The following is a 23,976-nucleotide window of genomic DNA, read 5'->3' as shown; positions in this document are numbered from 1 at the left end:
TTTGATGCGTCTGCTTTCACCGGATGATCTCCGTGTGACCACGACGCTACAGAGGGCAACGTTGCATGTGCGTTGCATCACATGCTGCAGGGCCCGTTGGGGTTCAGCAGCCGAGTGCCTCCAGCCGCACAACGGCGGCGTTGCGCTCCGCCGCCTCGGGTGGGGCCAGACGCAGCACGGCCATCAGCACCTCGGCGTCATCGCGGAAGTCGGGCAGGCTCGCATAACGCCACAGCTGCTGCCAGGTGCCGTCCTGAAGCAGAGTCTCGCGCACGAGCGCATCGACCTCATCACCGATCTCACGCACCCCCGGGGCATCGGAGTCAGGCAGAACGGGTCCGCGGTAGTGCCCCAGGGCAGTGTCGACATCCCCGCGAGCCAGAGCCGCACAGGTGCGGTCGAGGTCGGAATCGAGGTCGCCGAGCAGTCGGTACGGACGCGCATCGATCCGCAACCCACCGAGGCCGTCGATGGCCTTCCGCAGTCGAGTGATCTCGGCGCGGACGGTGACTTCGCTGCCGCCGACCGGCCACAGCCGATCGACGAGACCTGAGCCGCTGATCCCGTCGGGGAAACGATGGAGAAGCAGCAGGATCTCAGCATGACGACCTGTCAGCGAGACCTTTGCCCCCTCCGGAGCCTGCAGGGTGGGGGCCGAACCGAAGACGCTGAGCTCGCTGCGGACCTCCTCGGCGCCGGAGCGATCCATGTGTTTCGGCCGATACAGCTGGGAGAGTTCGGCTCCGGCCGCCTTCGCCGTCGAGGCGAGCAGCGGCAACACGATCGATGACACCGCGTCGTCTCCCCCGGTGACGTCGATGATGCCGATGACCTGCCCGGTCAGCGGATGCGTCACGGGAACGGCGCTGCAGCTCCAGGAGTGGACGTCCGGGGCGAAGTGCTCGGCCTGACTGATCTGCACCGGTGACCCCGATCGCAGCGCCAGGCCCGGCGCCGAGGTGCCCATGACCTCCTCCGACCAGTCCGTTCCCGCCAGGAACCCCATGGCTTCGGCTCGATCACGAACAGCACGTTCCCCTTCGACCCACAGCAGGCGGCCCTGCTCGTCCCCGAGGGCGGCGAGCAGCCCGGCGTCTTTCGCCGGTTCGATGAGGTGCGAACGCAGCAGAGGCATGATCGAGTGGAATGGGTGACGGCGCCTGACCTCGGCGAGCTGGTCGGTTTCGTAGGCCACACGCACCCGTGCACCTGCGGGGTCGTGCAGGCGATCGATTGAGCGGTTCCATGATTCCAACACCGAAGAGCGCACTCCGCCGGGTCGCGAATCGCTGCCGTCCACCGAAGCTCCAAGACGCGACGAGGACGGTTGCAGTCGGTCGTGTGCCAGGCGCACGGTGGCCTGATAGTCGTCCTCGAGCAGCAGCGTCGAATGCATGGCTGACGGTCCACCTCCATCGGCGGTGTCGGAAAAAGAGCCTCGATTGTTCATAATCTAACCGCGAACCATCCCCCGAGCAAGACCAGTCTGACCCCCAAGACGCTCCCTTTTGCTACCTGACGGCGGCCCCGCAACCTCGCGCGAGGTTGCTGGGCCGCCGTCAGGTAGCAAAAGGGAAGGGCGGGGAGTGATCTCTCACTCCCCGCCCTTCCCTCGAGGCGACGCCTGTCTGCGTATCAGCAGATCACACGCGCAGTGCCGAGGCGTCGACCGGAACGGCGGGGCCGTTCGAGGTCGTCACGGTGGCCTTGCTGATGTAGCGGCCCTTCGACGAAGCCGGCTTCAGACGCAGGACCTCTTCGATCGCGGCGTCGAAGTTCTCCTGCAGAGCGTTCTCGGAGAAGGAGACCTTTCCGATGATGAAGTGCAGGTTCGAGTGCTTGTCGACGCGGAATTCGATCTTTCCGCCCTTGATGTCCGACACGGCCTTGGCGACGTCCATGGTCACAGTACCGGTCTTCGGGTTCGGCATCAGTCCGCGGGGACCGAGCACCTTACCGAGTCGACCGACCTTGCCCATCATGTCGGGGGTCGCAACGGCGGCATCGAAGTCGGTGAACCCATCGGCCACCTTCTCCAGCAGGTCATCGGAGCCGACGTAGTCAGCACCTGCTTCGCGGGCAGCTTCTGCACGGTCGCCGGCAGCGAACACCAGGACCCGGGCGGTCTTACCGGTACCATGCGGAAGGTTGACGGTGCCGCGCACCATCTGGTCCGCCTTGCGGGGATCGACCCCGAGGCGGAGGGCGACCTCGACGGTGGCGTCGTACTTCGCCACGGTGGTCTCCTTGGCCAGGGCGATCGCCTGACCCGGTTCATAGTTCACATCTGCGGCGATCTTCTCAGCCGCGGCCTGGTAGGCCTTCGAACGCTTTGCCATCTGCTTTACTCCTTGCAGTCGTGGTGTGGGCTGCGTGGGCCCTGCCACTGTGTGGGGTGAGGTCTCAGACCTCGATGTCGGTGGTGATGCCCATGGAACGCGCGGTTCCGGCAACGATGCGGTCGGCCTGATCCAGGGTGTTGGCGTTCAGGTCGGGCATCTTCGTGGTGGCGATCTCACGCACCTGATCGGCGCTCAGGTGAGCGACCTTGACGGTGTGCGGCGTAGCCGAACCCGACTTCACTCCGGCGGCCTTCTTGATGAGTTCCGCGGCCGGCGGGGTCTTGAGAACGAAGGTGAACGAACGGTCTTCGTACACGGTGATCTCAACGGGGACGATGTTTCCGCGCTGGGATTCTGTGGCGGCGTTGTAAGCCTTGCAGAATTCCATGATGTTGACGCCGTGCTGGGCAAGCGCCGGACCGATCGGAGGAGCCGGGTTAGCGGCACCTGCCTGGATCTGGAGCTTGACGAGGCCGGCTACCTTTTTCTTGGGAGGCATGTACGGTCCTTAATCTTGGAGTTTCGATGTGCCAGACAGATACGGCACATCGTCCGATGACGGCCTCGGATGCAGGCCGCAATCAAACCACACCAGTATTCCATGCGCGCGGGCTCGTGAGCAAATGCTCGTGAGCCACCTCACCCGGCCCACCGTCGGTTCAAGCGCAGGCTCGGATATCGACCTGAGGAAGGCTCGAAATCCGGGCGCAGCCTTGAACGGGGGAATACCGTCGCCGAGGCGGCTTCCCAGACAACAGCGGAGGGGCCCGGATTCCTCCGGGCCCCTCCGCTGCCGATCGCGAATGCGATCAGTTGATCAGTGCAGCATCACAGCTTCGACACCTGGTCGAAGCCGAGTTCGACGGGAACATCGCGTTCGAAGATCGAGAGCAGAACGGTGAGCTTCTGCGACTCCGGGCGGATCTCCTGGATGGTGGCGGGGTGGCCCTCGAACGAACCCTCCTTGACGAGGACGGACTCGCCGACTTCGAACTCCACCTCGGTGACCGGAGCCGACTTCGCAGCCGCCTCGGCGGCCGGGCCCTCGGCAGCGGCGGCTTCGGCCTGACGCTCCTCGAAGATCGGGGCGAGCATCGAGAAGACCTCATCGATGGACAGCGGGGTCGGATCGTAGGCGTTGCCGACGAACCCGGTCACACCCGGGGTGTGGCGGACCGCGCCCCAGGACTCATCGGTCAGCTCCATGCGGACGAGCACGTAGCCGGGGATGCGGACACGACGGACCTGCTTGCGCTGTCCGTTCTTGATCTCGACGACGTCTTCCATCGGAACCTGGGCCTCGAAGATGAACTCTTCGAGGTTGAGGCTCACGGTGCGGTTCTCGAGATTCTGCTTCACCCGGTTCTCGTAGCCGGCGTAGGAGTGGATGACGTACCAGTCACCTTCCTGCATGCGCAGTTCGGACTTGAACTCCTCGGCAGGGTCGAGCTCATCGCCGGCCTCCGCAGGCGAATCGCCTTCAGCCGCGTCGCCCTCGGCGACGCTGTCGTCGGCACCGGTCGCTGCGTCAGAATCCTCGGCGGCGGCCTCATCTGCAGAGTCAGCGGTTTCGTCGGTCGACTCTGCGGTGTCCGCAACGGTCTCGACGTCCGCATCATCGGCCACGACAGCCTCGGCGTCGGCGGACGGAGTTTCGGTTTCGGGCACCACAGCGGCACCCGACTCCTCGGGGGTGACGTCCTGGGTCTCAGGGGTCTCCTGCTCAGGTGAATTGGTATCCGACACCGATCAATTCCTCGCTTCGCGTGTTGTGATTCCCGTTTGGGAGTGAAGATTCAGCTTTAAGTGTGCCACTGGGAAGAGCGTGTCACCACAGAGGCCAGAGCGGCGTTCCGCCGAAGACGAAACCGACGAGCTTGCCGAACACCAGGTCGAGGACCGTGACGAGGAGCATCATGAACAGGATGAAGCCCAGCACCACCAGGGTGTAGTTGACCAGCTGCTTCCGCGTCGGGGTGACGACCTTCTTCAGCTCCGCCACAACCTCGCGGAAGAACTGCAGGATTCGTCCGAAGAATCCGAGCTTCTTGGGACTGGAGGCACTGCTGGGTGCGCTGCCAGTCTTCTTTGCCGGTGTGTCGCTCACACATCCTCACTCGGTCGGTTTCAGTCAGGGCTTCACAATTGTTCGTGCCAGTCGAGGACGGCGCCTAGCCGATGAGACTTCGGCAGAGTCAACTGCGCAGGGGTGACAGGACTCGAACCTGCAACCTACGGTTTTGGAGACCGTTGCGCTACCAATTGCGCCACACCCCTTCGATCAGACGACCGAACCTTGACGATCCGGTTGGTGTCCAACCACGAGAAACGAGCATACCGTGCCCGACCGCCGTTCGTCGAACCGGCGGCGCGACCGGGTCCGTGAGCGTGTCGGCGCTCACTCATTCGCCTGCCTCGTCCTCCGGAGGCTGGGCCGCCAGCGGCAGGGGTGCGGGGAAGCGCGCCCACGGGTCGATGATGATTTTCTGGTCGGGCGTGACCGTGATGATCTGCACGTCGATCGGGCGTTTTGTGGCGTTGTCGACGCGGATGATGCTCAGCTCAGCGTTCATCTTCAGCGGTCCCGGGGTCAGCGCATTCGCAAGCGCCCCGCCGGTCGTCGAACTGAGGTAGCGGACTCCCGATCCGAATGTCTCGGGACCGATCCGGCGGTGCCAGTGTCCGCTGAGGGCGTAGTCGACGCAGCCGGTGCGCAGGGACGGCGCACCGACCGCGGCATCGTGGATGAGCATGATGTCGAAGTCCGCGTCGCAGGCTTCCTCGGCCAATCGCTTCGCGTACTGGTCGGCGGTGAGATCGGTCTCGAGCTGCGGTCCGGAGCCGAAGACGGTGCGCCTGGGATCCGCTGCGCCGAAGAAGGTCACCCCGGCCATCTCCTCGCTCGAATCCTCGAGGACCTTCCACCCGCGCGTCTTCGCATGTCCGGTCGTCTCCATCGAGTCGTGGTTGCCTTTGACCATCATGCGCGGCAGCTTCTCCGGCAGTTCGTCGTCGAGGACGTCGAGGCAGTAGTTCTCCGCCGAGGTGCCCGTCATGGTGATATCGCCGCCGTCGATATAGGCATCGGCCCCGCTCATCTCGGCCACGGCTCCGACGACTCGGGCCATGCCGATGTTGCAGTGGATGTCGGATCCGAAGACGAACGTCGACACGCCGTCATTCGAATCATCGTCCTGGCCGCCGATCCCCGCAGGCGGGACCATCCCGCGGTCGTTCCAGTTGCCCGTGATCGGCCGTTGGTTCCACTGCGACCTCAGCGTGGTCAGCACCCGGTCGTAGAAGGCGTCATTGTCGTCGGCGAAGTCCTTCACCGCGGCGAACGCGGTGTCGATGATCCCGCCGAGGCGGCCGGTGACCTGCGCGCCTGCCAGCGGGGTGCCGTCGAAGGCCGGGTCCGGTGCGATGGGCTTCGGTCTCTGGGCCACGACGGTGCCGAGACCGGCGAGGACGAGCGCGACCACGACGGTGATGCCGATGAGCTCCTTGCCCGCGACGGCGCGCACGACGGTCTCCAGGCGCTGGGGGCCGAGCACGGCGGCAAGGCCGACCAGCCCACCGGTGATGAGACAGACGGCCAAGGCCCAACGGATGAGGATCTCCTGTAGGAGTCCGGCGACGACCTGATCGACCTGCGCCTGCGGGGCCGAGAACAGTGCCGCATAGGAGGCGACGTCTCCGCCGAGCGCGTCGACGGCTCCCCCGCCGGTCTCGCCACTCCCACCGTCGTCAACCCGATCCGGGTCCGCTGCCGGCCGGTCGTCGTCCCGGTCCTCTCCGGACACGGGGATCTCCCCGATGTCGACGTGCAGTCCGAGCCCGAGTGGAATGTAGTCCTCGGCCGGCACGAGGAGCGTGCCCAAGGGACCGAAGTCGACGGTCAGCCGGGAGTCAGCGGTGATCCGGTACTGCGCCTCATGTGGGCCGAAGGTGAGATCGGCCCGGGAGGTGAACACCGCCCACGGCAACGTCAGGAGAGCGACCGCCGCGAGGGCGATGAGGAGGCCGATGGTTCTGCGACGTGGTGACACTCCCCCAGTCTAAGGAAGTGCTCAGTTCGACAGGGAACAGCCCACGAAGGTCGGTTCCGGTTCGAGGGTGATGGCGAAGGCGTCCTCGACACCGGAGACGATGGTGCGTGCAAGATCGATCACGTCGACCGTCCTCGCGTGTCCCCGGTTCGTCAGCGCCAGAGTGTGCTTGCTCGACAGCGCCGCATTCCCCTCGCCGATGCTGAAGCCCTTGGTAAAGCCGGCGTGTTCGATCAGCCAGGCCGCGCTGGTCTTGGTCTTCCCCTCGATCTTCGCCCCGCTGAGCGGATCGGTCACCGGGTACCGTGGAGCCTCGGCCGGCAGCGCGGCGGCGTCGTCGACGATGGGGTTGGTGAAGAAGGATCCTGCCGACCACGAGTCGTGGTCGGCTGGGTCGATGACCATCCCTTTGGACCGGCGCAGCGCGATGACGTTCTCGCGCACGCGTGCGGCCGGGACGCGGGTGCCGATCTCGACGTCGAGCGTGGACGCGAGTTGGGCGTAGCGGACCGGCAGCGACTCTTCGCTGTGCTGGAGGTCGAAGGTCACCGAGAGCACGACGAACTGGGGGCTTCCCGTCGCGATCTGCGCACGCTTGAGCGCCGAGGTGCGGTAGCCGAATTCGAGTTCGACGGCGCTGAGGCGACGGACCTGGCCGACGACGCGGTCGAAGACTTCGACGGAGGTGATGAGTTCGCCGACCTCGGTGCCGTAGGCGCCGACGTTCTGGATCGGCGTCGCCCCGACGGAGCCGGGGATGCCGGAGAGGGCCTCGAGCCCGGAGAGACCGAGGTCGAGCGTGTGGGCGACGAATTCGTCCCAGTTCTCCCCCGCCTCGGCGGTCACCTGGGTGTCGGTGGTCGAGGTCTCGACGGTGCTCACTCCGGTGGTGCGCACGACGCACACGGTGCCGTCGAATCCTTCGTCGGCGATGAGCAGGTTCGACCCGCCCCCGATGAAGAGCACATCGGAGGCGTCCTCAGCCTCTGGCCCCAGCTGGTGGGCTGCGCAGAAGTCGAGAAGCTCAGCGCGGGTCTCGGCCACCTTCACCTGCTGGGCTGGGCCGCCGAGACGGAAGGTCGTGAATGTCGACAGGTCCTCACTCACGGCAGCGGTCACCTGGAGATCCGCACCTGGGTCCGGCTGAGGACATCGGTCTCGCCGGTCTTCACGGTGACGTCGATGCGGGCGGTGCCCACGGCGGCGTCGACCGCTCCGACGGTGGCGGTGAGCGCCAGCGACGTCGTCGGGGTCGCTGGTGTTCCGGACTCGGCATCAGGGACGAGGACGGGAGCGGAGAATCGGGTCCGGTAGTCGCTGATCGCGCCGGGATCGCCGAGCCATTCGACGATCGGAGCGATGACCGCGGCCATCGAGAGCATGCCGTGGGCGATGACGCCGTCGAGGCCGACCTCCCGGGCGAAGCGCTCGTTCCAGTGGATCGGATTGTGGTCGCCCGAGGCTGCCGCGTAGTCGATCAGGGAGGCACGCGAGAGGGGGATCTCGGCTTCGACGACGGTGTCTCCGATGGTCAGCTGGGAGAAGTCGATGGGGCTCATTCTCCGTCTCCTCTCACGACGATGGTCGAAGTCACGGTGACGACCGGCTGCTCGGCGGCGTCGGTGAGTTCGGTGCGGGTGGTGATCATGGCGTTGTCGCCTGCGGCGCGGACTCCGTCGACGTGGGTCACGGCCGACAGCACGTCGCCGGCGACGATGGGGCGGGTGAAGGAGAACTGCTCGGAGCCGTGGACGACCTTCGAGAAGTCGATGCCCGATTCGGGGTCGGTGATGTAGGCGGCCTCGGACTTCTGCGCGATGATCACGGCGAAGGTGGTCGGGGCGACGACGTCGCGATAGCCCAGCGCGGTGGCCGCCTCGGCGTCGAAATGGTAGTCGGCCTTCGCCCCGGTGGCGAGCGCGAACTCCGCGATCGCCTCCCGTGAGACCTCGTAGGGCTGAGGCAGGGCGAACGAGGCTCCCTGCTTCTCGGTATTCACCGGCATATCCGCTCTCTTTTCCGCTGTGGTCAGTATCGTTCCCAGCCTAAGGCACGGCCCCGATGCGATGCCCACCGGTGAAGAATTGACCGGTCGTTCGTGTCCGGTTCACACAATTCCTGCACCATCGGGCTCAAGACTTCAAAACTGGTATATGTTGTCCACATCACATTTGCTAAGGAGTAGTGCGATGACGAATGAACCCCGAAGTGCAGGCCCTGCGAGCCCCGATCTGCAGGAGGCGAAACCCGCGCCCGCGGCTCGCGAGGATGCCCCTGCCGAGGTCGAAGTGGCCGTCGCCACCGATGCGGCATACACCGGCGAAGAGGCCGAGCGTGTGCAGATCAGACGTCCTCTGCGCAACGTCTCCGAGGTGCGCCACTTCTTCCGGACGAATCAGACCCCGATCTTCTTCGTCGGCGCCACCCCGTTCAACCTGCTCGGCATCGACCGGTGGGTGCGCAACTTCTCCTACGTCACCTACTACGACGGGTGGGACGGCGCGCACCCGCGAGTATTCTCACCGCGGTACAAACCGTATGTGGAGTTCGATTCGGGTGAGGCCATCAACAATTGGCTTCTGCTCAATGCCGAGGTGCGGGCGCATATGACGCGCAATGTCCCCCACGGTGAGCGGGTGAAGGTGGCGATGGTGTTCTTCGATGAGGAGACGGAGAGGATCTGCCGGGAGCTCGGTTACGATCTCATCCTGCCCTCGGCCGCGCTGCGCAATCAGCTGGATTCGAAGATCGAGACGACGAAGCTCGGCAATGAGGCCGGAGCATTCTCCGTACCCAATGTGCTCACCACCGCCGATACGTACGCCGAACTGGGTGAGCGGGCCGCCGAGGCCGGGCTCGGTGACGATCTGGTCGTACAGACCCCGTACGGAGATTCGGGGAAGACGACGTTCTTCATCTCCGAGGCTGCCGATTGGGAGACGCACAAGGATGACATCATCGGCGAGCAGCTGAAGGTGATGAAGCGGATCAACAACACCCCGGTCGCCGTCGAGGCGGTCATCACCTCAAGCGGCGTCGTCGTCGGCCCGTATCTGACCGAACTCGCCGGCTTCGCGGAGCTCACCCCGTACAAGGGAGGCTGGTGCGGCAATGAGATGAAGCCCGATGTCCTCAACGCCGAGCAGCGGGCGCAGACCCGTGAGCTCGTGCGAAAGATGGGTGAGGGTCTGCGCCGACGCGGCTACCGAGGTTTCTTCGAGGTCGATGTCCTCGTCGATCTCGACAACGACGACTGCTACCTCGGTGAGCTCAATCCGCGCATTTCAGGGGCATCGGCGATCACGAACGTCACCGCAGGCGCCTATGCCGATGTGCCGCTGTTCCTGTTCCATCTGCTCGAATACCTCGATGTCGAGTTCGATCTCGACGTCAATGAGATCAACGAGCGGTGGGAGGAGCTCTCCGGCGCCGACGAGTGGAGCCAGATGATCATCAAGGAGACGGCTCCGATCACCGAGTACATCACGCATTCGCCGCTGACGGGTCAGTACTATCTCGACCAGTACGGGACGCTGACGTACAAGCGCGCTGCGCTCGACTGGCACCCGCTGCAGAACGGCAGCGAGGTGTTCTTCCTGCGCATCTTCGGCGCCGGGGACTACCGGTGGAAGGGTGCCGACCTCGGCGTGCTGGTGACGAAGAATCCGCTGCAGACCAATGTCGGCGGGCCCGATGCGCTGAGCATCAGGGCCAAGCATTTCATCGATTCGATCCGTGCGATGTACGCCGGGGTCCCGGTCGTGGCCGAGGATCCGGCTCCCGCCCTCGGCGGTCCGGGAGCCAAGGGCGACTGAGTCCGGGCCCGGTCGTGGGCCGGCCCAGACCCCGATAGCAGTGCACGATGGCACTGCACGATGGCACTGCCTATCACACGGTAGGTGGGGCCGCCTCGGTGATACTCTCATCACGACCCGAGGCGGTTCTGCACTGCCTCCCGCGCGGCCGATCCGCGCGGGCGTGACCGACCAGAGAACACGAGGTGAAGCGTGACCGAACCGTCACCGGAGCAGACTGTGCCCACTCCCCCGGCCGAGGCGGTCGCACCCGCCGATCCGTCGGCGGGGATCGACCGCGACAATTGGCAGGATCCCGGCAATGTCCGATGGTCGTTTCAGAACGTCATGCAGGTGCTGCCGACGACGCCGATCTCGCGTGGGACCGGCCCGGTGGCCGAACTGCCGGTCGATCTGCAGGACCTCGGTGAGGTCGAGATCCCGGCGACGGAGTTCTCGGAGGCGCGCAGCGTCCGCAGCGTCATCGAATCGACCGACACGGATGCGTGGATGCTGTTGCACAAAGGAACCGTGCTCACCGAGGAGTACTTCGGTGCGATGACGCCCGGCACCGAACATCTGCTGATGTCGGTGTCGAAGTCCCTCGTCGGCACCGTCGCCGGTGTGCTGGTGGGTTCGAGCGACCTCGACCCGAACCGTCTGATCACCGACTATGTGCCCGAACTCGCAGACTCCGGCTATGCCGGGGCCACGGTGAGGCATATCCTCGACATGCGCTCGGGCATCCGCTTCTCCGAGGACTATCTCGACCCGAAGTCCGAGGTCAGGCAGATCGAGGAGTCGATTGGCTGGTCCGAGGCGAAGCGGGAGAGCCCGGGCATCGGAATGTACGAGTTCCTCACCACGCTCGAGGCGAAGTCCGCGCACGGAGGGGTCTTCGAATACCGCTCGTGCGAGACGGATGTGCTCGGCTGGGTGTGCGAGAAGATCGCCGGCGAATCCATGCAGACGCTCATGTCACGGGTGCTGTGGTCGCGGATCGGCGCGGAGCAGGATGCGCTCATCGCCACCGACCAGTACGGGGTCGGAATGTTCGACGGCGGCATCAACACCACGCTGCGCGATCTGGCCCGCTTCGGCTACGTCTACGCCAACCGCGGCCAGTCGCTGACCGGCCAGCAGGTCGCCCCGACGACATGGATCGGCGATACCCTGACGACCACCGAGGATGTTCGGCAGGCCTTCGCCGACGGACCCGGGGACAATCGGATGCCCGGCGGGGCGTATCACAACCAGTTCTGGTTCCCCTTCCCCGATTCGCACGCCTTCCTCGCCCTGGGCATCCACGGCCAGATGATCTACATCAACCCCGGGGCGAACCTCGTCGGGGTCAAGCTCTCCAGCTGGGGCCTGCCGCAGGACGCCGCGAAGCTCTTCCCGACGATCCGGGCGTTCGAAGCGCTCGCCAAGGCCGTCAACTCGCCTGCCGCAGAGTAACCGGGAACCGGCGGTCGGCACGGGCGCGAACCTGTGTTCGATCCGCCACATGTGTCCCCAGATCCGCACACGGCCCGACATTCGTGGGCAGTGGGCCATGGCAGAATCGTGGTGTATCGACAACGTTTGTGATCGCAGAAGTGCGAAGGAGTAAGACGATGACACCGGTTCGCCACTCAAATTGGATGCCCCGCCTGATGACTGTGGCAGCGGGCACCGCCCTGGCCCTGTCGCTTTCGGCCTGCGGTGGGGGTGACAAGCCCGCCGAGGGGCAGAAGTCGGAAGCCGCTCAGGCCACCGAGGACTCTTCGGACGGCGGTGGATTCGGCGGAGGTGCCGCGACCACGCCCGCGGCTTCAGAGCCCGCCGAGGCTGAGCCGACCGACACGAAATCGACCGATCCGTTTGCCGACGCCGCCAGAACGACGAACTGGGCCAGTGACGATGGCATGAAGTTCGACAAGAAGGGCAACGGCACGGTGCCGGCCAGATCCATCGAAGCCGACCTCGTCGACCTGTTCGAGAACAAGGTCGGCATGAAGGTCAAGAAGGCCGAATGTGCCGACGATATGGAGCTCAAGGAGTGGTACGGCTTCGAGAGCTGTGATGTCACGGTCAAGGACAAGGATCGGGTCAAGGGTGAGTGGACGTACTACGGGACCGTGAAGATCGTCGATCACAAGGACAAGATGGTCAAGTACGAGCTCGTGTTCCCTGGCATCGATCAGAAGGACTTCGACTTCAAGGACTGATCACCGAGGCTGCCCATCCGCACCCTCCTCGTCGCCCGCACGGCTCTCGGTCGTGGGGGCGACGAATCGTCTCCGGGGGTGTCCGGACGAACCGGTGATGACGTATCGGCCGGCCGCCTCGGCGATGGATTCCTCTGAGTCCGAGACACGAGCCGTCTTCTCCTCCGCGGTCGGAGTTGTCGGTTCCGGCTCGGTCAGAGCCTCGCGGACGATCCGGCGCGGATCGTACTGACGGGGATCGAGTGCCTGCCAGTCTTCGACACCCATCGAGTCGACGGCCCGGGTCCGAGCACTGTCGATCTGCGCCCGGAGCAGGCGAACCGCTTCGCCGAGCTTGTGCGCATAGGCGGGCAGCCGGCGCGGGCCGATGACGATCGCGGCGATGATGCCGATGAGGACGAACTTCTCGAAGCTCAGGCCGAACACGTCCGGCTCCCTTCCGTGGTCGAGGTCGGATCTGCAGTCGAGCTCGGATCTATGGTCGAGCTCGGAGCCGTAGTGACGGTTCCTTCTGTGGTCGAGGACCGTGATCGGTCGATCCGCGGCGCCTCGCGCCGTGACCGATCGATCGGCGAGGAATCGTCGTAACCGCGCGACCGGTCGTGCACCCAGGCGATGGCGAGCGCCGCGAGGAAGAGCAGGGCCATCGGGGCGGCGACGAAGAACATCGAGAGCACATCGGCGGCGGGGGTGACCAGGGCTGCGAAGACGACGATTCCGACGATGCTCACCCGCCACGCCTTCGCGATCGTCCGCGCCGGCAGCACTCCGATGAAGTTGAGGACGACGAGGAACACCGGGAGGACGAAAGCGATGCCGGTGGCGATGACGATCTTGAACACGAAGTCGAAATAGTACGACGCCTGCAGGATCGTGCTGTCCTCGGATGAGGCGAACGAGGTGAGCACTTCGACCATCCGCGGGAAGACGTAGAGGCCGGTGAGGCAGCCGGCGACGAAGAGGGGAAGTGCCGCGCCGAGGAAGCCGAACGTGTACTTCTTCTCCTTCGCCGTCAGCCCTGGGGTGAGGAACCCGAAGATCTCCCCCAGCCACACCGGGCTGGAGAGGATGATGCCTGAGTACACGGCGATGCGCAGCTGGAGGTCGAAGGCGCCGGTGACGCTGTCGTAGTTGAGCGAGGCGCTGCGGGAAGCGGCGAGCTCGGTGATCGGTGCACGGAGGACATCCATGACCAGGTCCGAGGTGAGATAGCCGATGACGGTGCCGATGAGGAGCGCCACCGCCGCGCGCACCGCCCGTTTCCGGGCCTCCCGCAGGTGCGCGGACAGCGGCATCTTCTCGGCGGTGGCGGTGCTCATGAGCGGGCTCGAACGGCCGATGCGTCGGCGGAGTCACCGAGGTTGGGATCAACGTTCGGCTCGACGCTCGCCTCGGCGGAGGTGCGGATCGGAGTCCCGGGCGGAGTGCCGGCCACCGGATCCGTGACGATCGGGTCGGTCACCGCCTCGTGGCCCTGAGAGGAGGAGTCGTTCTTGCGCGTCTCGGTCGTCTCGTCCTTGAGGATGCGCACGGACTGTCCGAGGCTCTTGGCGAGTGCGGGCAGCTTGGCGGCCCCGAAGACGAGGATGATGATGGCGAGGATGACGAGGGCGTGCCAGCCCGTGAGGTTGTGCAACATGATGTTCTCTCTTTCAGATCTGCGTGTAGGGGTGGATCACTCTTCGGTGTCTTCGGAGCTCTCCTGATCCGGAGAAGTACCGCCGGGCGCTTCCCCGTCGGGAGGCGTCTGGCCTTCTCCGCCCTCTGGAGGTGTGCCGCCGTCTTGTCCTTCGGGGGCCTCGCCACCACCGCCACCACCACCGGTGTTCGACTCGGTTGAGGTGTCAATGGCTACGTTGAGGCTGGCAACGTATCCGGAGTCGACGTCCCCGCTGAGGGTTGCCATCTGGTTCACGCCGGAGTCGTCACCGAAGACGTTGTCATCGTCGAGCGTGACTCCCGAGAGGTTCTTGGCCGAACCGTCGTAGGCATCAAGAGCGTAGACGTCATTGCAGGCCTCTTCCGGGAGGGCCATCTGCGACGTGCAGATGCAGTTTTCGGAGTCGGTGATCGAATCGACGTCCGGATAGACCTCGAAATGGATGTGGGGCCAGCGACCGGTGTAGCAGCCGGGGAAGATCGAGATGAAGGTGACTTCACCGTTTTCGTCTGCGACTTGCACTCCGCGTAGCCAGGTATCGTCCTCGACTCCTTCGGAGTACATCGAGTACAGTCCTTGGGCGTCACATTGCCAGGCATAGACCGCAGCCCCTTCGAAGGCTTTGTTGTCGTTGACCATGTCGGTGACCTTGAGTGTGAAGTTCAGTGCCACACCCTCGACCGCGTCTCCTCCGTCGAGGTTCGTCCGGATGTCCTGTCGAACGATTCCTGACTCCTCGAGGATGTCTGGTCCGTTTGTTCCATCGGCCGGGTAGGGCCCATTGGTCTCGTCCGGGATCTCGGTGACATCGGAGCTCGTGGTCGATCCCGATTCGCTCGACGAGTTCGACGATCCGCATGCGGCAAGAGCCACAGTCCCGACGCCGGCACCGACGAGACCGATCACGCCGCGACGGCTGAAGAGAGTGCGGATGTCGAAGGAGACGCCCTGGTCGACGACCTCGTCTTCGGGACGGTCGAGGACGCGACCTTCGTAGGTCGGTCCGTTCTCGGTCTGCTCCGGTTCGGGTACGCGAGCCATGTTGTGTCCTTCCATTGATGATGTGATGACACCATCGTGCGGATCGGCTCTGGCCCGAGGCTGTGGCGTTCCTATGTTGGCGCTGAGGATGCTCAGGCGGGTGGTGTTCCGTCCCACCAGTCGAGGACCCGCCGGGCCTGCAGCGTCACCCATTTCGAGGGTTCACCCGGCGGCACATCGACGTGGAACCACACATCACCGTCGAGGCGGTGGTCCTGATTCCAGGTGCCGTCAGCGGATCGTCGTGTGCGGATCAACTCCACAGCCTCCGCCATCCGCGGATCCGGTGCGAGACCGTCGATCAACCGCGCCTCGCGGAAATGATCGAGTGCCGGAAGGATGCCGTAGAACCACCGCCGGGGATGGAACAGCGCCAGGGCACGACCGTCGAAGGGTTCACCGGTGCCTCGGCGGCGGAACAGGTCACGGGAGAGGAGGTACTCCTCTCCCCCTGCCCTCGCGTGCTGAACGCGGGCCCTGTCTCCGGTGACCTTCTCATAATCGAGGAGGGCGACGAGAGCGTTGAGGGTGGAGTGGAAGGACGCAACCTCCGACCCTTCGACCCATTCGCAGTTCCACCCGCCGTCGGGCAGCTGATGGTCGAGGAACCAGTCGACGAGGCCGTCGACGTCGGCACCCAGCCACAGGCCGTTCGACAGCGTCCACGAATTGATGCACACGTCGACCTCGCCGCCCCAGTAGGGCAGATCCTCGTATTCCCATCGTGCCGACTGAAGCTTCTCCGCCGTTCCCTCCAGCGCCGAGGCGGCCACTCCCCATTCGCGCAGATCCTTGAGCGCCCACGTCGTCGCAGTCCAAGGCTGCGGTCGGTCATCGTCGAAGGCGAAGTCCGCAGGGAAGAACGCTCCGCCGGCCCATTGTCCGTCGGCGTCCTGACGGGCGAGCAGGTCGGCCCCGAATCCCTCGAGGACGACTCTCGCTCGGGTGGCCTGCCAGGTCGCCTCGTCGGCGCCGAGCAGGTCGCGTTCGACCTGCCATCTCAGCGCCGGATCGGAGTCAAGCAGCCAGTCTGACAGTTGTGTATCGATCATCGTTGATCCCCCACCCTGGTCGAACGGTTCCTTCGAGGATAGGTGCCGAGGCGGCCCTTGACTACGTTTCGAACACAGGGTCTTCCATGGCGATCTGTGCGCTCTTCGCCGTCGGCGGAAGGATGAGCGCTCCGCTCAGTCGCGCAGTGACCGCTCCCAGGCCAGGGTCGCCAGCGCCGCTGCCTGGTCGGGGAGGTGAGCATCATCGAACTGGACTTCCGGCGAGTGATTCGTCGCAGCGGTCGCCGGATCGATGCCTTCCGGTGACACGAAGAAGAAGACAAAGGCTCCCGGCACCTGTTCGAGCACGTACGAGAAGTCTTCGGATCCCATGACCGGGTTCGGTGCTTCGACGACGCGTTCGGCGCCGAAGCGTTCGGTCAGGGTCGTCAGCGCGAACTCGGCTTCGTGACCGTCGTTGATCGTCACTGGGTACTGTTCGTTCCAGACCACCTCGGCGGTGCAGCCGTGGGCGGCGGCAATCGACTCGGCCAGTCGGGTCGCACGTTCCGGGAACTTCCGCGTCGTCTCCGCAGAGAGCGTGCGCACCGAAGCGCCGAGCTTCGCCGAGGCGGGAATGACGTTGACGGCGTCTCCTGCCTCCAACTGAGTCACCTCGGCGACGATGGGGTCGAAGACGCTGAACGATCCCGTGATCATCGAATACAGCGCCTGCCCGAACTCGAGAATCGGACGGACGGGGTCGACGGAGTCCTCCGGTCGAGAGCTGTGACCGCCCTTGCCGTGCATCGTCACATGCAGAGTGTTCGCTCCGGCCATGACCGTGCCCGGTCGGGTGACGAACGTTCCCGGCGCTCCGGGGGCGACGTGGATCGCGTAGGCCGCATCGGGAGTCTGGCCGATGGCTTCGAACATCCCCTCGTCGAGCATGATCTTCGCTCCGCCCATACCTTCCTCTCCTGGCTGGAACATGAAGGCCACGGTCCCGCGCAGCTCGGCCTGATGGGCGGCGAGCAGCTTCGCGGCACCGACCAGTCCGGAGACATGGAGGTCGTGTCCGCAGGCGTGCATGTTGCCGTTGGCCGAGGCGAAGTCGAGTCCGGTGCTCTCGACCACAGGGAGGGCATCCATGTCCCCGCGCAGCAGAACCGTTGGTCCGGGTCGTTCTCCGCGCAGGACCGCGACGATCGAACTGAGGTCTTTGCCGAGGGTGATGTCGAGCGGCAGTCCCTCGAGGGCTGCGAGGATCCGCTTCTGCGTGTACGGCAGTTCGAGCCCGATCTCAGGGTTGCGGTGGAGGTCGCGGCGCAGTTCGCGCAGTTCTGTGCTCAGGCTCGCGGACTCTGCGGTGAAGTCGATCGTCATGGTGGTGTCCTTCTGTCGTTGGTGTTCGTCGACCGAGTCGGTCGCGGAGGTTGTACGTGCCGTCCGAGCGACGGCGTTCATGGTGTCGGGAACAGCATCTCGACGAGGTGGCCGAGCATCACCCTATCTGCGAGAGACAGGGGTATGCCGAGTCCTGTGAGCTGCGGTGGAAGGTCGGGTGCACTCGCGTCCTCGTCGACGCCCGCGTCGGGGTCGGGTATCGGAGGCAGCGAACTGGCCAGATCCGGGTTCGGCCTGCGCAGATGATGATCGGTGTGCGACTGGAAGAGCTCGCCGACCGACAGAACAAGATCTTCTCCTCTCGGGCACGTCGTTCCCGAGGCTGTCGGTCGTGCGCCGGACCCGACTAATTGCAGCGACAACGGCAGACCCAGTGAGTCGAAGCCCATCGGGACGGCGAGTGCCGGATTTCCGGTGGCGCAGAAGGCCGCGGTCAGGTTCCAGTCGTCCTGAGGGGTTCCGCCTTTGAACACGTAGGGCGGTGCGGACGACGGCCACGTCGGCAGCGCCAGGACGGCACCCCTGTCGAGGAGACTCTCGAGTCGCCCGCGCAGCTCTGCGGCTGAACGAAGTGCCGCAGCGTAGGCTCTGTCGGACACCAGTGCACCGGCGAGCGCGAGGCGACGGAAGGACCGACCGTAGTCGTTCCAGTGCGAGACCAGCCGCTCACGGTGGACGTCGTACATCTCGCGGAGCATGATCGTCAGAGTCGCCGTAATGAGGTCGTCGAGGTAGGGCAGGTCCGCTGATCCGACGTCGAGTCCCAGCGTCCAGCGTGTACGCAGCCCGTCGTCGAAGGCGGCGGCCACCTCGGCGGAGATCCGCGGTGAGCCGATGACGTGCCTCGGAACGAGCACCCGTGTCGGCAGTTCCCGCGGTGAAGACCCGACAGGCACTCCGCGCATCACTTCGAGCAGCAGACGGCAGTCCTCGGCGCTTCTGGCCATCGGACCGACGATGTCGAGGCTCGGGGCCGCGGGCATGATGCCCTTCATCGGCAGCGAGCCGGCCGTCGGCCGCAGTCCCGTGACTCCGCAGTAGGCGGCGGGTATTCGGCAGCTGCCGGAGGTGTCGGTACCCAGTCCGGCCGAGATGATTCCGAGACTGATCGCGATCGCGGTTCCGCAGCTCGATCCCCCAGGCCAACGGGTCAGATCCCAAGGGTTGCGGGGAAGCGGGAATCCGAGCGCAGGATCCGGCCGGCCGGCAGCGTGTTCGACCATCGTCGTCGTACACGCAATCACTCCCCCGGCCTCACGCAGTCGGGCGACGACCTCGGCGTCACGGCCTCGGTGGAAATCTCGATCGAAGACTCGACTCTGGGAGCTCGGGACCGCCTCGGCGACGGCGATGTTCGCTTTGATCCCCAGCGGCATACCGGAGAGAGGTCCGCTGCTGTCCCCGCACGGGTCGATCGCCGATTCGTCGAAGCGTTCGAGGATGGCGCCGAATCTGTCGTTCACTGTGCCAGCAGAGGCCGGACGGGTGCCGAGTCGAACCACGCTGCTGTGTCCTTGACCACTGCACCGCCTTGCACAACGGCCTTGACGTTGTCCGGTGTCGCCTGCGGAGTGATGTCCTCGAGCGGGTCGAAGTCAATGATGATGAGGTCCGCGAGCTTGCCCTCTTCCAGGGTTCCCAGATCGGAGTCGAGGCGGAGCAGTTCGGCGGCGTTCTTCGTTCCTGCGACGATCGCCTGCATCGGGCTCAATCCGAGCTCGACCGCGTGGACGGGCTCGCGCAGGTTCTCACCGTGCGGGCACACCCCGGAGTCGGTGCCGAGCGCGACCTTGACCCCGGCCGCCAGTGCGGCGGCGACGCGTTCACGGGCAATGGCCGACCACTTCACCTTCTTCTCGTACAGGTAGCCGGGAACCGCTGCCGGGTCGGGGACGCGCAGGGCGCTGCTGAGAGTCGGGACGAGGAAGGTGCCGTGCTCGAGCATCAGCTCGATGCCCTCGTCGTCGATGCCGTAGCCGTGTTCGACCGACCTCACTCCGCCGCGGATGGCGGCTTTGATGCCTTCGGCGCCCTGCGCATGTGCGGCGACCGGCTGGCCGGCACGTTTTGCGGTTTCGGCGACGATGAGCCGCACGTGTTCTTCGGGGACACCGATGTCGTCTGGTGTGTCAGAAGGACTGGACACTCCTCCGGTCGTGCAGACCTTGATGACGTCGGCAGCGCCGCGAATGAGGAGGCGGATCGTCCGCCGCACATCGTCGTCGGTGTCGATGATCGGATTGACCGGCATGTGCATCGGCACTGCACGCCCGTTGGGCATCGTGAAATCCGTGTGCCCACCGGTCGGTGACAGTGGTGCGAGTGCGAGATGGGTGCGCGGGCCCTGGATGAGTCCGGCCGCGATCGCGTCGCGGTAGCCGCGGTCGATTCCGCCGAGGTCGCGGGCTGTGGTCACTCCTGCCATGAGCGTCTTCCGGGCGTTGAGCGCTGACCTGAAGGTGCGTTCCGACTCGAAGCGGGCCGCGTCGGCGGGCTGGTCCTCGATCGACATGCCCAAGTGGACATGGGCGTCGATGAACCCGGGCAGAATTGTTCTGCCTTCCAGCGCAACGAGCGTGGCGTCGGCTGGAGCGGTCTCACGTGCCGGTCCCGCATAGGTCACGCGGCCATCCCTGACCTCGACCTCGGCATCGGTGATCGGAGCTTTGCCGGTGCCGTCGATGAGGGTGGCTCCGCGCAGCAACAGGTGATCTGCGCCGGGAATGGTGGAGGGAAGCTGTGCAGTGGACATGGGGTTCCTTTCGCGGTGGGCAATGGGCAGATCGGTCAGGGACCGACGGGATCTGATGGCTCTTCAGACGCCTTCGCGCGTCTGGTCTGCCGCGGTGTCGGTGGCGGAGGCGGGTCCCTCCGTGTTGTTCTCGGGACGGATCAGCGCGAGAAGCACCGGGCAGAGACCGGTAGTTGCGGCGCAGATCACCCAGATGGAGATGTATCCTCCTACGCTGGAGGCTCCGGCCTCGGGAATGACGAACATCCCGAGGATGAGCGCGAACACGGCTCCGGCCAGTGCGCCGCCGAGTGTCTTCACGGAGTTGTACACACCGGTGGCGATACCTGTCTCGTCGGCGGGCGAGGCCTCGGTGGTCGCGGCGGGAAGGCCGCCGAGCAGGAGCCCGGATCCGAAGCCGGCGAGCGCGATGCCGATGACGACCAGCGGCAGCGAACCATGGCCGACGATGAGGAGCAGCTGGGAGATCGCCACGGTCGCCGAACCGAGAACGAGAACACCTTTGAGCGAGATGCCTTTTGCGATGTAGGCGTAGACCGCGGCACCGACTGCGGCGAGGAGCATGTTCGTGCCATTGGTCAGGGAGATGGTTCCGGCACTGAGGTCGAATCCATATCCGACCACCTCAGGTCGGCCCGCAAGGAAGGTCGTCGTGATGCTCTGAGTTCCGAAGAGCACCATTCCGAAGAGGAACGAGGTGACATACACGGGCCAGAGTCGGTTCGAGGTGAGTACACGCAGATTGAGCGCGGGAGTACTGGTGCGCAGCTCCCACCAGACGAAGACGCCGATGAGGACGATCGCAACGGCGATGAAAGCGAAGCCGAGGCCCGCCTGGGAGGTGACGGCCTTGATGCCCGTCAGAAGTGCCGGCATGAAGAGAGCCAGCAGGATGAAGCCGAGCCAGTCGATGACCGGTGCGGTCCTCGAGGTCGATTCCGGGACGAGGGTGAAGACGAAGACGGTCGAGACGGCGACCATCACCACCGGAACCATGAGCTGCCCAGCTGTGGACGACAGCAGGGAGGAGAACAGTCCGGCTGCGAGTGATCCGATCAGGGCTCCGATCGTCAGTGCGGAGATGAGCATGCCGATCGCGCGACGCGCCGTCTCGCCTTGGATCTGATTATGCACGATCGCCAGTTCCAGCGGCAGCCAGACGGCAATCGGTCCGGTCAGCACCCGGCCCAGCAGGACCAGCGGATAGCTGGGGGCGAGTGCGACGAGCACGGTGCCGATGAGAACGGTGACGATGCCGATACGCAGGATGCGCCGGTGTCCGAAGATGTCGCCCAGTTTCGAGAGGATCGGGACACAGACGCCCGCCGTGAGTGTCTGCACGGTGATGAACCAAGCGATCGAAGCGTCGGAGACGCCGAGGTGGTCGCGCACGGAGTCGAGCAGTGGCAGGTAGTAGCCCTGCAGGAATCCACTGGAGAATTCGACGAAGACGAGAAAGCCGACGACGGCGAGGATTCTCTTGTTCGATCTGGTGTCGAGTGTCGGATCGGGGATGGTCATTGAGGTCCTTTCACGGGGTATCGGGTCGGTGCGGCGACGACCTCGTCGCAACAGCACCGGATCTCATCAGCCGGTCGTCGACGAGCGGTCGACGAGCGGTCGACGAGCGAACACACGAGACTGCGGTAGGTGTCCCTGAGCGCGGCATCGTCGGTGCGACTGGCGTCGGGCTTGAGAGTGATGCGGAAGAGGGTGAAACCGGCGAGAGTGTCGATGATGAGGTCGTGATCGAGTTCGTCACTCATCTGGCCGCGGTCGACGGCCCTGGAGAGGATCTCTCGTCCCATGGCATGGCGATCCTTCATGAATGACTCCGAGATGATCGGAATGACGTCCATGTTGAACATAGCCAACAGCAATCCGTTGTTCTTCGCGTCGTCCTTCGACCGGCGAAAATTCTCAAGATTCTGCCACGCGTGCTCGACGAGGTCGTCCACCACGTCACCGGTGTCCGGCAGTTCACCGAGTGTGAGTCCATCGACGAGGGCCGCCGCGACGAGTTCGGGTTTCGTCGGCCACCGTCGGTAGATCGTCGTCTTGCCGCACCCCACGGCCGAGGCGATCTTCTCGATGTTGAGATTCACGAATCCGTGTTCCTCGAGCTGAGATCGCACGGCCGCGAGAACACGTCGGGTCAGAACATCATCGAGGGGCCGACCCTTCATTGTGCTCTCGGTCATATTCAGAGCATTGCATACGTCACATCTATTACGCAACACAACGTATCGTTTCGTAATTCGTCCCGTGAAACCGAAGATGTGCACATGGGCCTCAAGGCGGCCGAAGGTGTGCGTACTGGCCGCAAAGGAGCATCAAAGCGCGCTGACTGCGCAGCCGAAGACGAGACGAGGCCACCCAGAACTCGGTCACTCCCCAGGGCGCCGGGCACGGACACCCGGTACCTGTCGATCAAGCAGCAGCGCGCCTGACGACCCGCGCACCATTCGATATGCGCGCGCCCGCTTGATCGAGGTCGGAGTCCGGTTCTTGGGCATGAAAATAGCCCCTCACCGAGATCGAATCTCAGGTGAGGGGCCTGTCGGTAGCGGGAGGGGGACTCGATCCCCCGACCTCACGATTATGAGTCGTGCGCTCTAACCAGCTGAGCTACCCCGCCCCAGCGCCGCATTTGAGGCGGCACGAGAGCCCCGAAAGGGAATCGAACCCTTGACCTTCTCCTTACCATGGAGATGCTCTGCCGACTGAGCTATCGGGGCAACAGGTAAGAATTTACACGGGTTTGCGCGGCCGGGGCAAATCGGGATTCGGTGACCTCACTCACAAGCACCGAAATCGGCAGGATCGGTCGGCGACGATGCCCACATCACCCGTTGCCGCGCAGTACATCCGCCCTACTTCACCCGGTCGAATCGTCCCGCCAGGAACCCCTGCAGGCGGCCCGGATGATTGGTGATGATCCCATCGACCTCAGCATCGAGGAGTTCCCGCCATTCGTTCATCTCATCCGCGGTCCAGACGAACACGCCGAGGTCGTTGTCCCGGATCTCCGTGACCACGGACTTTCGCACCGAGAATCCCTTGTACGACGGGTTGATCGCCACCGCTCCGAGCTCGCGGGCGACCTCGATGTCCTCGGGCTTGGGCACCATCCGCAGCAGGAAGCGGGCGACCATCGGAAGCATGTCACGGCAGGTCTCCAACGTGACGGTGTTGAAGGACTGCACCACCATCCGATCCGCGATTCCTGTCTCGACGACCAGTTCGGAGATTCTGGCCACCGCACCCGATGACCACTCCCCCTTGAGTTCGAGGAGGAGTTCACCACCTCGGTGCTGGATCGAACGCATCACTGCCGACAGGGTCGGAACACGCACACCGGTGAACCCGGGCCCCATCCACGACCCGGCATCGACGAAGGAGAGCTCCTCGGCGGTGAGGTTGACGACCGGCCCTTTGCGATTCGTCGTCCGGTCGAGATCGGGGTCGTGGAGGATCACCGGCACCCCGTCGGCACTCGTCGAGGTGTCGACCTCGATGAAGTCGACCCCGAGCGCACGGGCGGCATCGACAGCGGCGAGGCTGTTCTCCGGCACCACCGCCGAATAGCCTCGGTGAGCGATCACCAGGGGTCGACTGCCCGAACCAGGGCGTTCGACCATGCCGCGTTCGTGGAGGAACTGCATGAAACTCATGCCTCCACCCTATGCCCTGACCTCGATGAGCGCCGCCCCGATGGGAGGGGTCGGG

23 protein-coding genes and 3 tRNA genes are annotated in these 23,976 nt (G+C 64.9%); 3 read left to right on the top strand and 23 right to left on the bottom strand.

Going from position 1 to position 23,976, the window contains the following annotated elements; translation table 11 throughout:
- Positions 1-103: 103 nt before the first annotated feature.
- From HK401_RS11595 to HK401_RS11550, 10 genes are all read right to left on the bottom strand, one after another.
- Entirely contained in the window at positions 104-1,396 is a 1,293-nt protein-coding gene (locus HK401_RS11595; protein ID WP_181274812.1) for a helix-turn-helix domain-containing protein, read from the bottom strand.
- Between the two features lie 247 nt (positions 1,397-1,643).
- Positions 1,644-2,339: a 50S ribosomal protein L1 gene (gene rplA, locus HK401_RS11590; RefSeq protein ID WP_181274811.1), complete on the bottom strand. Its 696-nt coding sequence runs from the start codon at positions 2,337-2,339 to the stop codon at positions 1,644-1,646.
- A gap of 64 nt (positions 2,340-2,403) precedes the next feature.
- Positions 2,404-2,841, bottom strand: a complete 438-nt coding sequence (rplK, locus tag HK401_RS11585; RefSeq protein WP_166970592.1) for a 50S ribosomal protein L11 — start codon at positions 2,839-2,841, stop codon at positions 2,404-2,406.
- Positions 2,842-3,170: 329 nt separating this feature from the next.
- Complete coding sequence (gene nusG / locus HK401_RS11580) at positions 3,171-4,088, bottom strand: transcription termination/antitermination protein NusG (protein WP_181274810.1); 918 nt, start codon at positions 4,086-4,088, stop codon at positions 3,171-3,173.
- Between the two features lie 82 nt (positions 4,089-4,170).
- Positions 4,171-4,449, bottom strand: a complete 279-nt coding sequence (gene secE, locus HK401_RS11575; RefSeq protein ID WP_181274809.1) for a preprotein translocase subunit SecE — start codon at positions 4,447-4,449, stop codon at positions 4,171-4,173.
- Between the two features lie 97 nt (positions 4,450-4,546).
- Positions 4,547-4,619 (bottom strand) — tRNA-Trp (locus HK401_RS11570).
- 125 nt (positions 4,620-4,744) lie between these two features.
- Entirely contained in the window at positions 4,745-6,391 is a 1,647-nt protein-coding gene (locus HK401_RS11565; RefSeq protein ID WP_309135972.1) for a metallophosphoesterase family protein, read from the bottom strand.
- A 21-nt stretch (positions 6,392-6,412) separates the two neighbouring features.
- The gene (locus tag HK401_RS11560) at positions 6,413-7,498 is read right to left on the bottom strand and encodes a UDP-N-acetylmuramate dehydrogenase (protein WP_181274808.1); all 1,086 of its coding nucleotides are present in this window, start codon (positions 7,496-7,498) and stop codon (positions 6,413-6,415) included.
- 8 nt (positions 7,499-7,506) lie between these two features.
- The gene (locus tag HK401_RS11555; RefSeq protein ID WP_181274807.1) at positions 7,507-7,950 is read right to left on the bottom strand and encodes a MaoC/PaaZ C-terminal domain-containing protein; all 444 of its coding nucleotides are present in this window, start codon (positions 7,948-7,950) and stop codon (positions 7,507-7,509) included.
- Positions 7,947-8,396 (bottom strand): FAS1-like dehydratase domain-containing protein, encoded by a 450-nt coding sequence (locus HK401_RS11550; protein WP_181274806.1) that lies wholly within the window; start codon positions 8,394-8,396, stop codon positions 7,947-7,949. The genes HK401_RS11555 and HK401_RS11550 overlap by 4 nt, the downstream gene beginning before the upstream one ends.
- Before the next feature lie 184 nt (positions 8,397-8,580).
- Here HK401_RS11550 and HK401_RS11545 point away from each other — a divergent pair, with 184 nt between their 5' ends.
- From HK401_RS11545 to HK401_RS11535, 3 genes are all read left to right on the top strand, one after another.
- Positions 8,581-10,206 (top strand): biotin carboxylase, encoded by a 1,626-nt coding sequence (locus HK401_RS11545; protein ID WP_181274805.1) that lies wholly within the window; start codon positions 8,581-8,583, stop codon positions 10,204-10,206.
- 192 nt (positions 10,207-10,398) lie between these two features.
- Positions 10,399-11,643, top strand: coding sequence for a serine hydrolase domain-containing protein (locus HK401_RS11540; protein ID WP_309135971.1), 1,245 nt, complete (start codon positions 10,399-10,401; stop codon positions 11,641-11,643).
- A gap of 197 nt (positions 11,644-11,840) precedes the next feature.
- On the top strand, positions 11,841-12,395 hold the full coding sequence (locus HK401_RS11535) for a hypothetical protein (protein WP_258234146.1): 555 nt from the start codon (positions 11,841-11,843) through the stop codon (positions 12,393-12,395).
- Here the strand turns inward: HK401_RS11535 and HK401_RS11530 are convergent, their stop codons facing one another.
- The 13 genes from HK401_RS11530 to HK401_RS11470 all read right to left on the bottom strand — a co-directional run bounded on the left by HK401_RS11530 (position 12,396) and on the right by HK401_RS11470 (position 23,921).
- Complete coding sequence (locus HK401_RS11530) at positions 12,396-12,821, bottom strand: twin-arginine translocase TatA/TatE family subunit (protein ID WP_181274803.1); 426 nt, start codon at positions 12,819-12,821, stop codon at positions 12,396-12,398. It abuts the gene before it with no gap.
- A complete protein-coding gene (tatC, locus tag HK401_RS11525; protein ID WP_181274802.1) occupies positions 12,809-13,714 on the bottom strand; it encodes a twin-arginine translocase subunit TatC in 906 nt (301 codons plus the stop codon). Before tatC ends, HK401_RS11530 begins: the two co-directional genes overlap by 13 nt.
- Complete coding sequence (locus HK401_RS11520) at positions 13,711-14,034, bottom strand: twin-arginine translocase TatA/TatE family subunit (protein ID WP_181274801.1); 324 nt, start codon at positions 14,032-14,034, stop codon at positions 13,711-13,713. Before HK401_RS11520 ends, tatC begins: the two co-directional genes overlap by 4 nt.
- A gap of 36 nt (positions 14,035-14,070) precedes the next feature.
- Entirely contained in the window at positions 14,071-15,096 is a 1,026-nt protein-coding gene (locus tag HK401_RS11515; protein ID WP_181274800.1) for a dioxygenase family protein, read from the bottom strand.
- 92 nt (positions 15,097-15,188) lie between these two features.
- Positions 15,189-16,148, bottom strand: a complete 960-nt coding sequence (locus HK401_RS11510; RefSeq protein WP_181274798.1) for a squalene cyclase — start codon at positions 16,146-16,148, stop codon at positions 15,189-15,191.
- Between the two features lie 135 nt (positions 16,149-16,283).
- On the bottom strand, positions 16,284-17,474 hold the full coding sequence (locus tag HK401_RS11505) for a M20 metallopeptidase family protein (protein WP_181274796.1): 1,191 nt from the start codon (positions 17,472-17,474) through the stop codon (positions 16,284-16,286).
- 77 nt (positions 17,475-17,551) lie between these two features.
- A complete protein-coding gene (locus HK401_RS11500; RefSeq protein ID WP_181274794.1) occupies positions 17,552-18,958 on the bottom strand; it encodes an amidase in 1,407 nt (468 codons plus the stop codon).
- On the bottom strand, positions 18,955-20,247 hold the full coding sequence (locus HK401_RS11495) for a metal-dependent hydrolase family protein (RefSeq protein ID WP_181274792.1): 1,293 nt from the start codon (positions 20,245-20,247) through the stop codon (positions 18,955-18,957). The genes HK401_RS11500 and HK401_RS11495 overlap by 4 nt, the downstream gene beginning before the upstream one ends.
- Before the next feature lie 63 nt (positions 20,248-20,310).
- A complete protein-coding gene (locus HK401_RS11490; protein ID WP_181274791.1) occupies positions 20,311-21,768 on the bottom strand; it encodes an MFS transporter in 1,458 nt (485 codons plus the stop codon).
- On the bottom strand, positions 21,765-22,448 hold the full coding sequence (locus HK401_RS11485) for a TetR/AcrR family transcriptional regulator (protein ID WP_181274789.1): 684 nt from the start codon (positions 22,446-22,448) through the stop codon (positions 21,765-21,767). Before HK401_RS11485 ends, HK401_RS11490 begins: the two co-directional genes overlap by 4 nt.
- Before the next feature lie 363 nt (positions 22,449-22,811).
- A tRNA-Met gene (locus HK401_RS11480) sits at positions 22,812-22,885 on the bottom strand.
- Positions 22,886-22,912: 27 nt separating this feature from the next.
- Positions 22,913-22,985: transfer RNA gene (locus HK401_RS11475), tRNA-Thr, on the bottom strand.
- 135 nt (positions 22,986-23,120) lie between these two features.
- Positions 23,121-23,921 (bottom strand): glycerophosphodiester phosphodiesterase, encoded by an 801-nt coding sequence (locus tag HK401_RS11470; RefSeq protein WP_181274787.1) that lies wholly within the window; start codon positions 23,919-23,921, stop codon positions 23,121-23,123.
- Positions 23,922-23,976 lie beyond the last annotated feature (55 nt).

Source organism: Brevibacterium oceani (assembly GCF_013623835.1).
Lineage (GTDB): Bacteria > Actinomycetota > Actinomycetes > Actinomycetales > Brevibacteriaceae > Brevibacterium > Brevibacterium oceani.
This window is presented reverse-complemented; position numbering and strand designations above follow the sequence as displayed.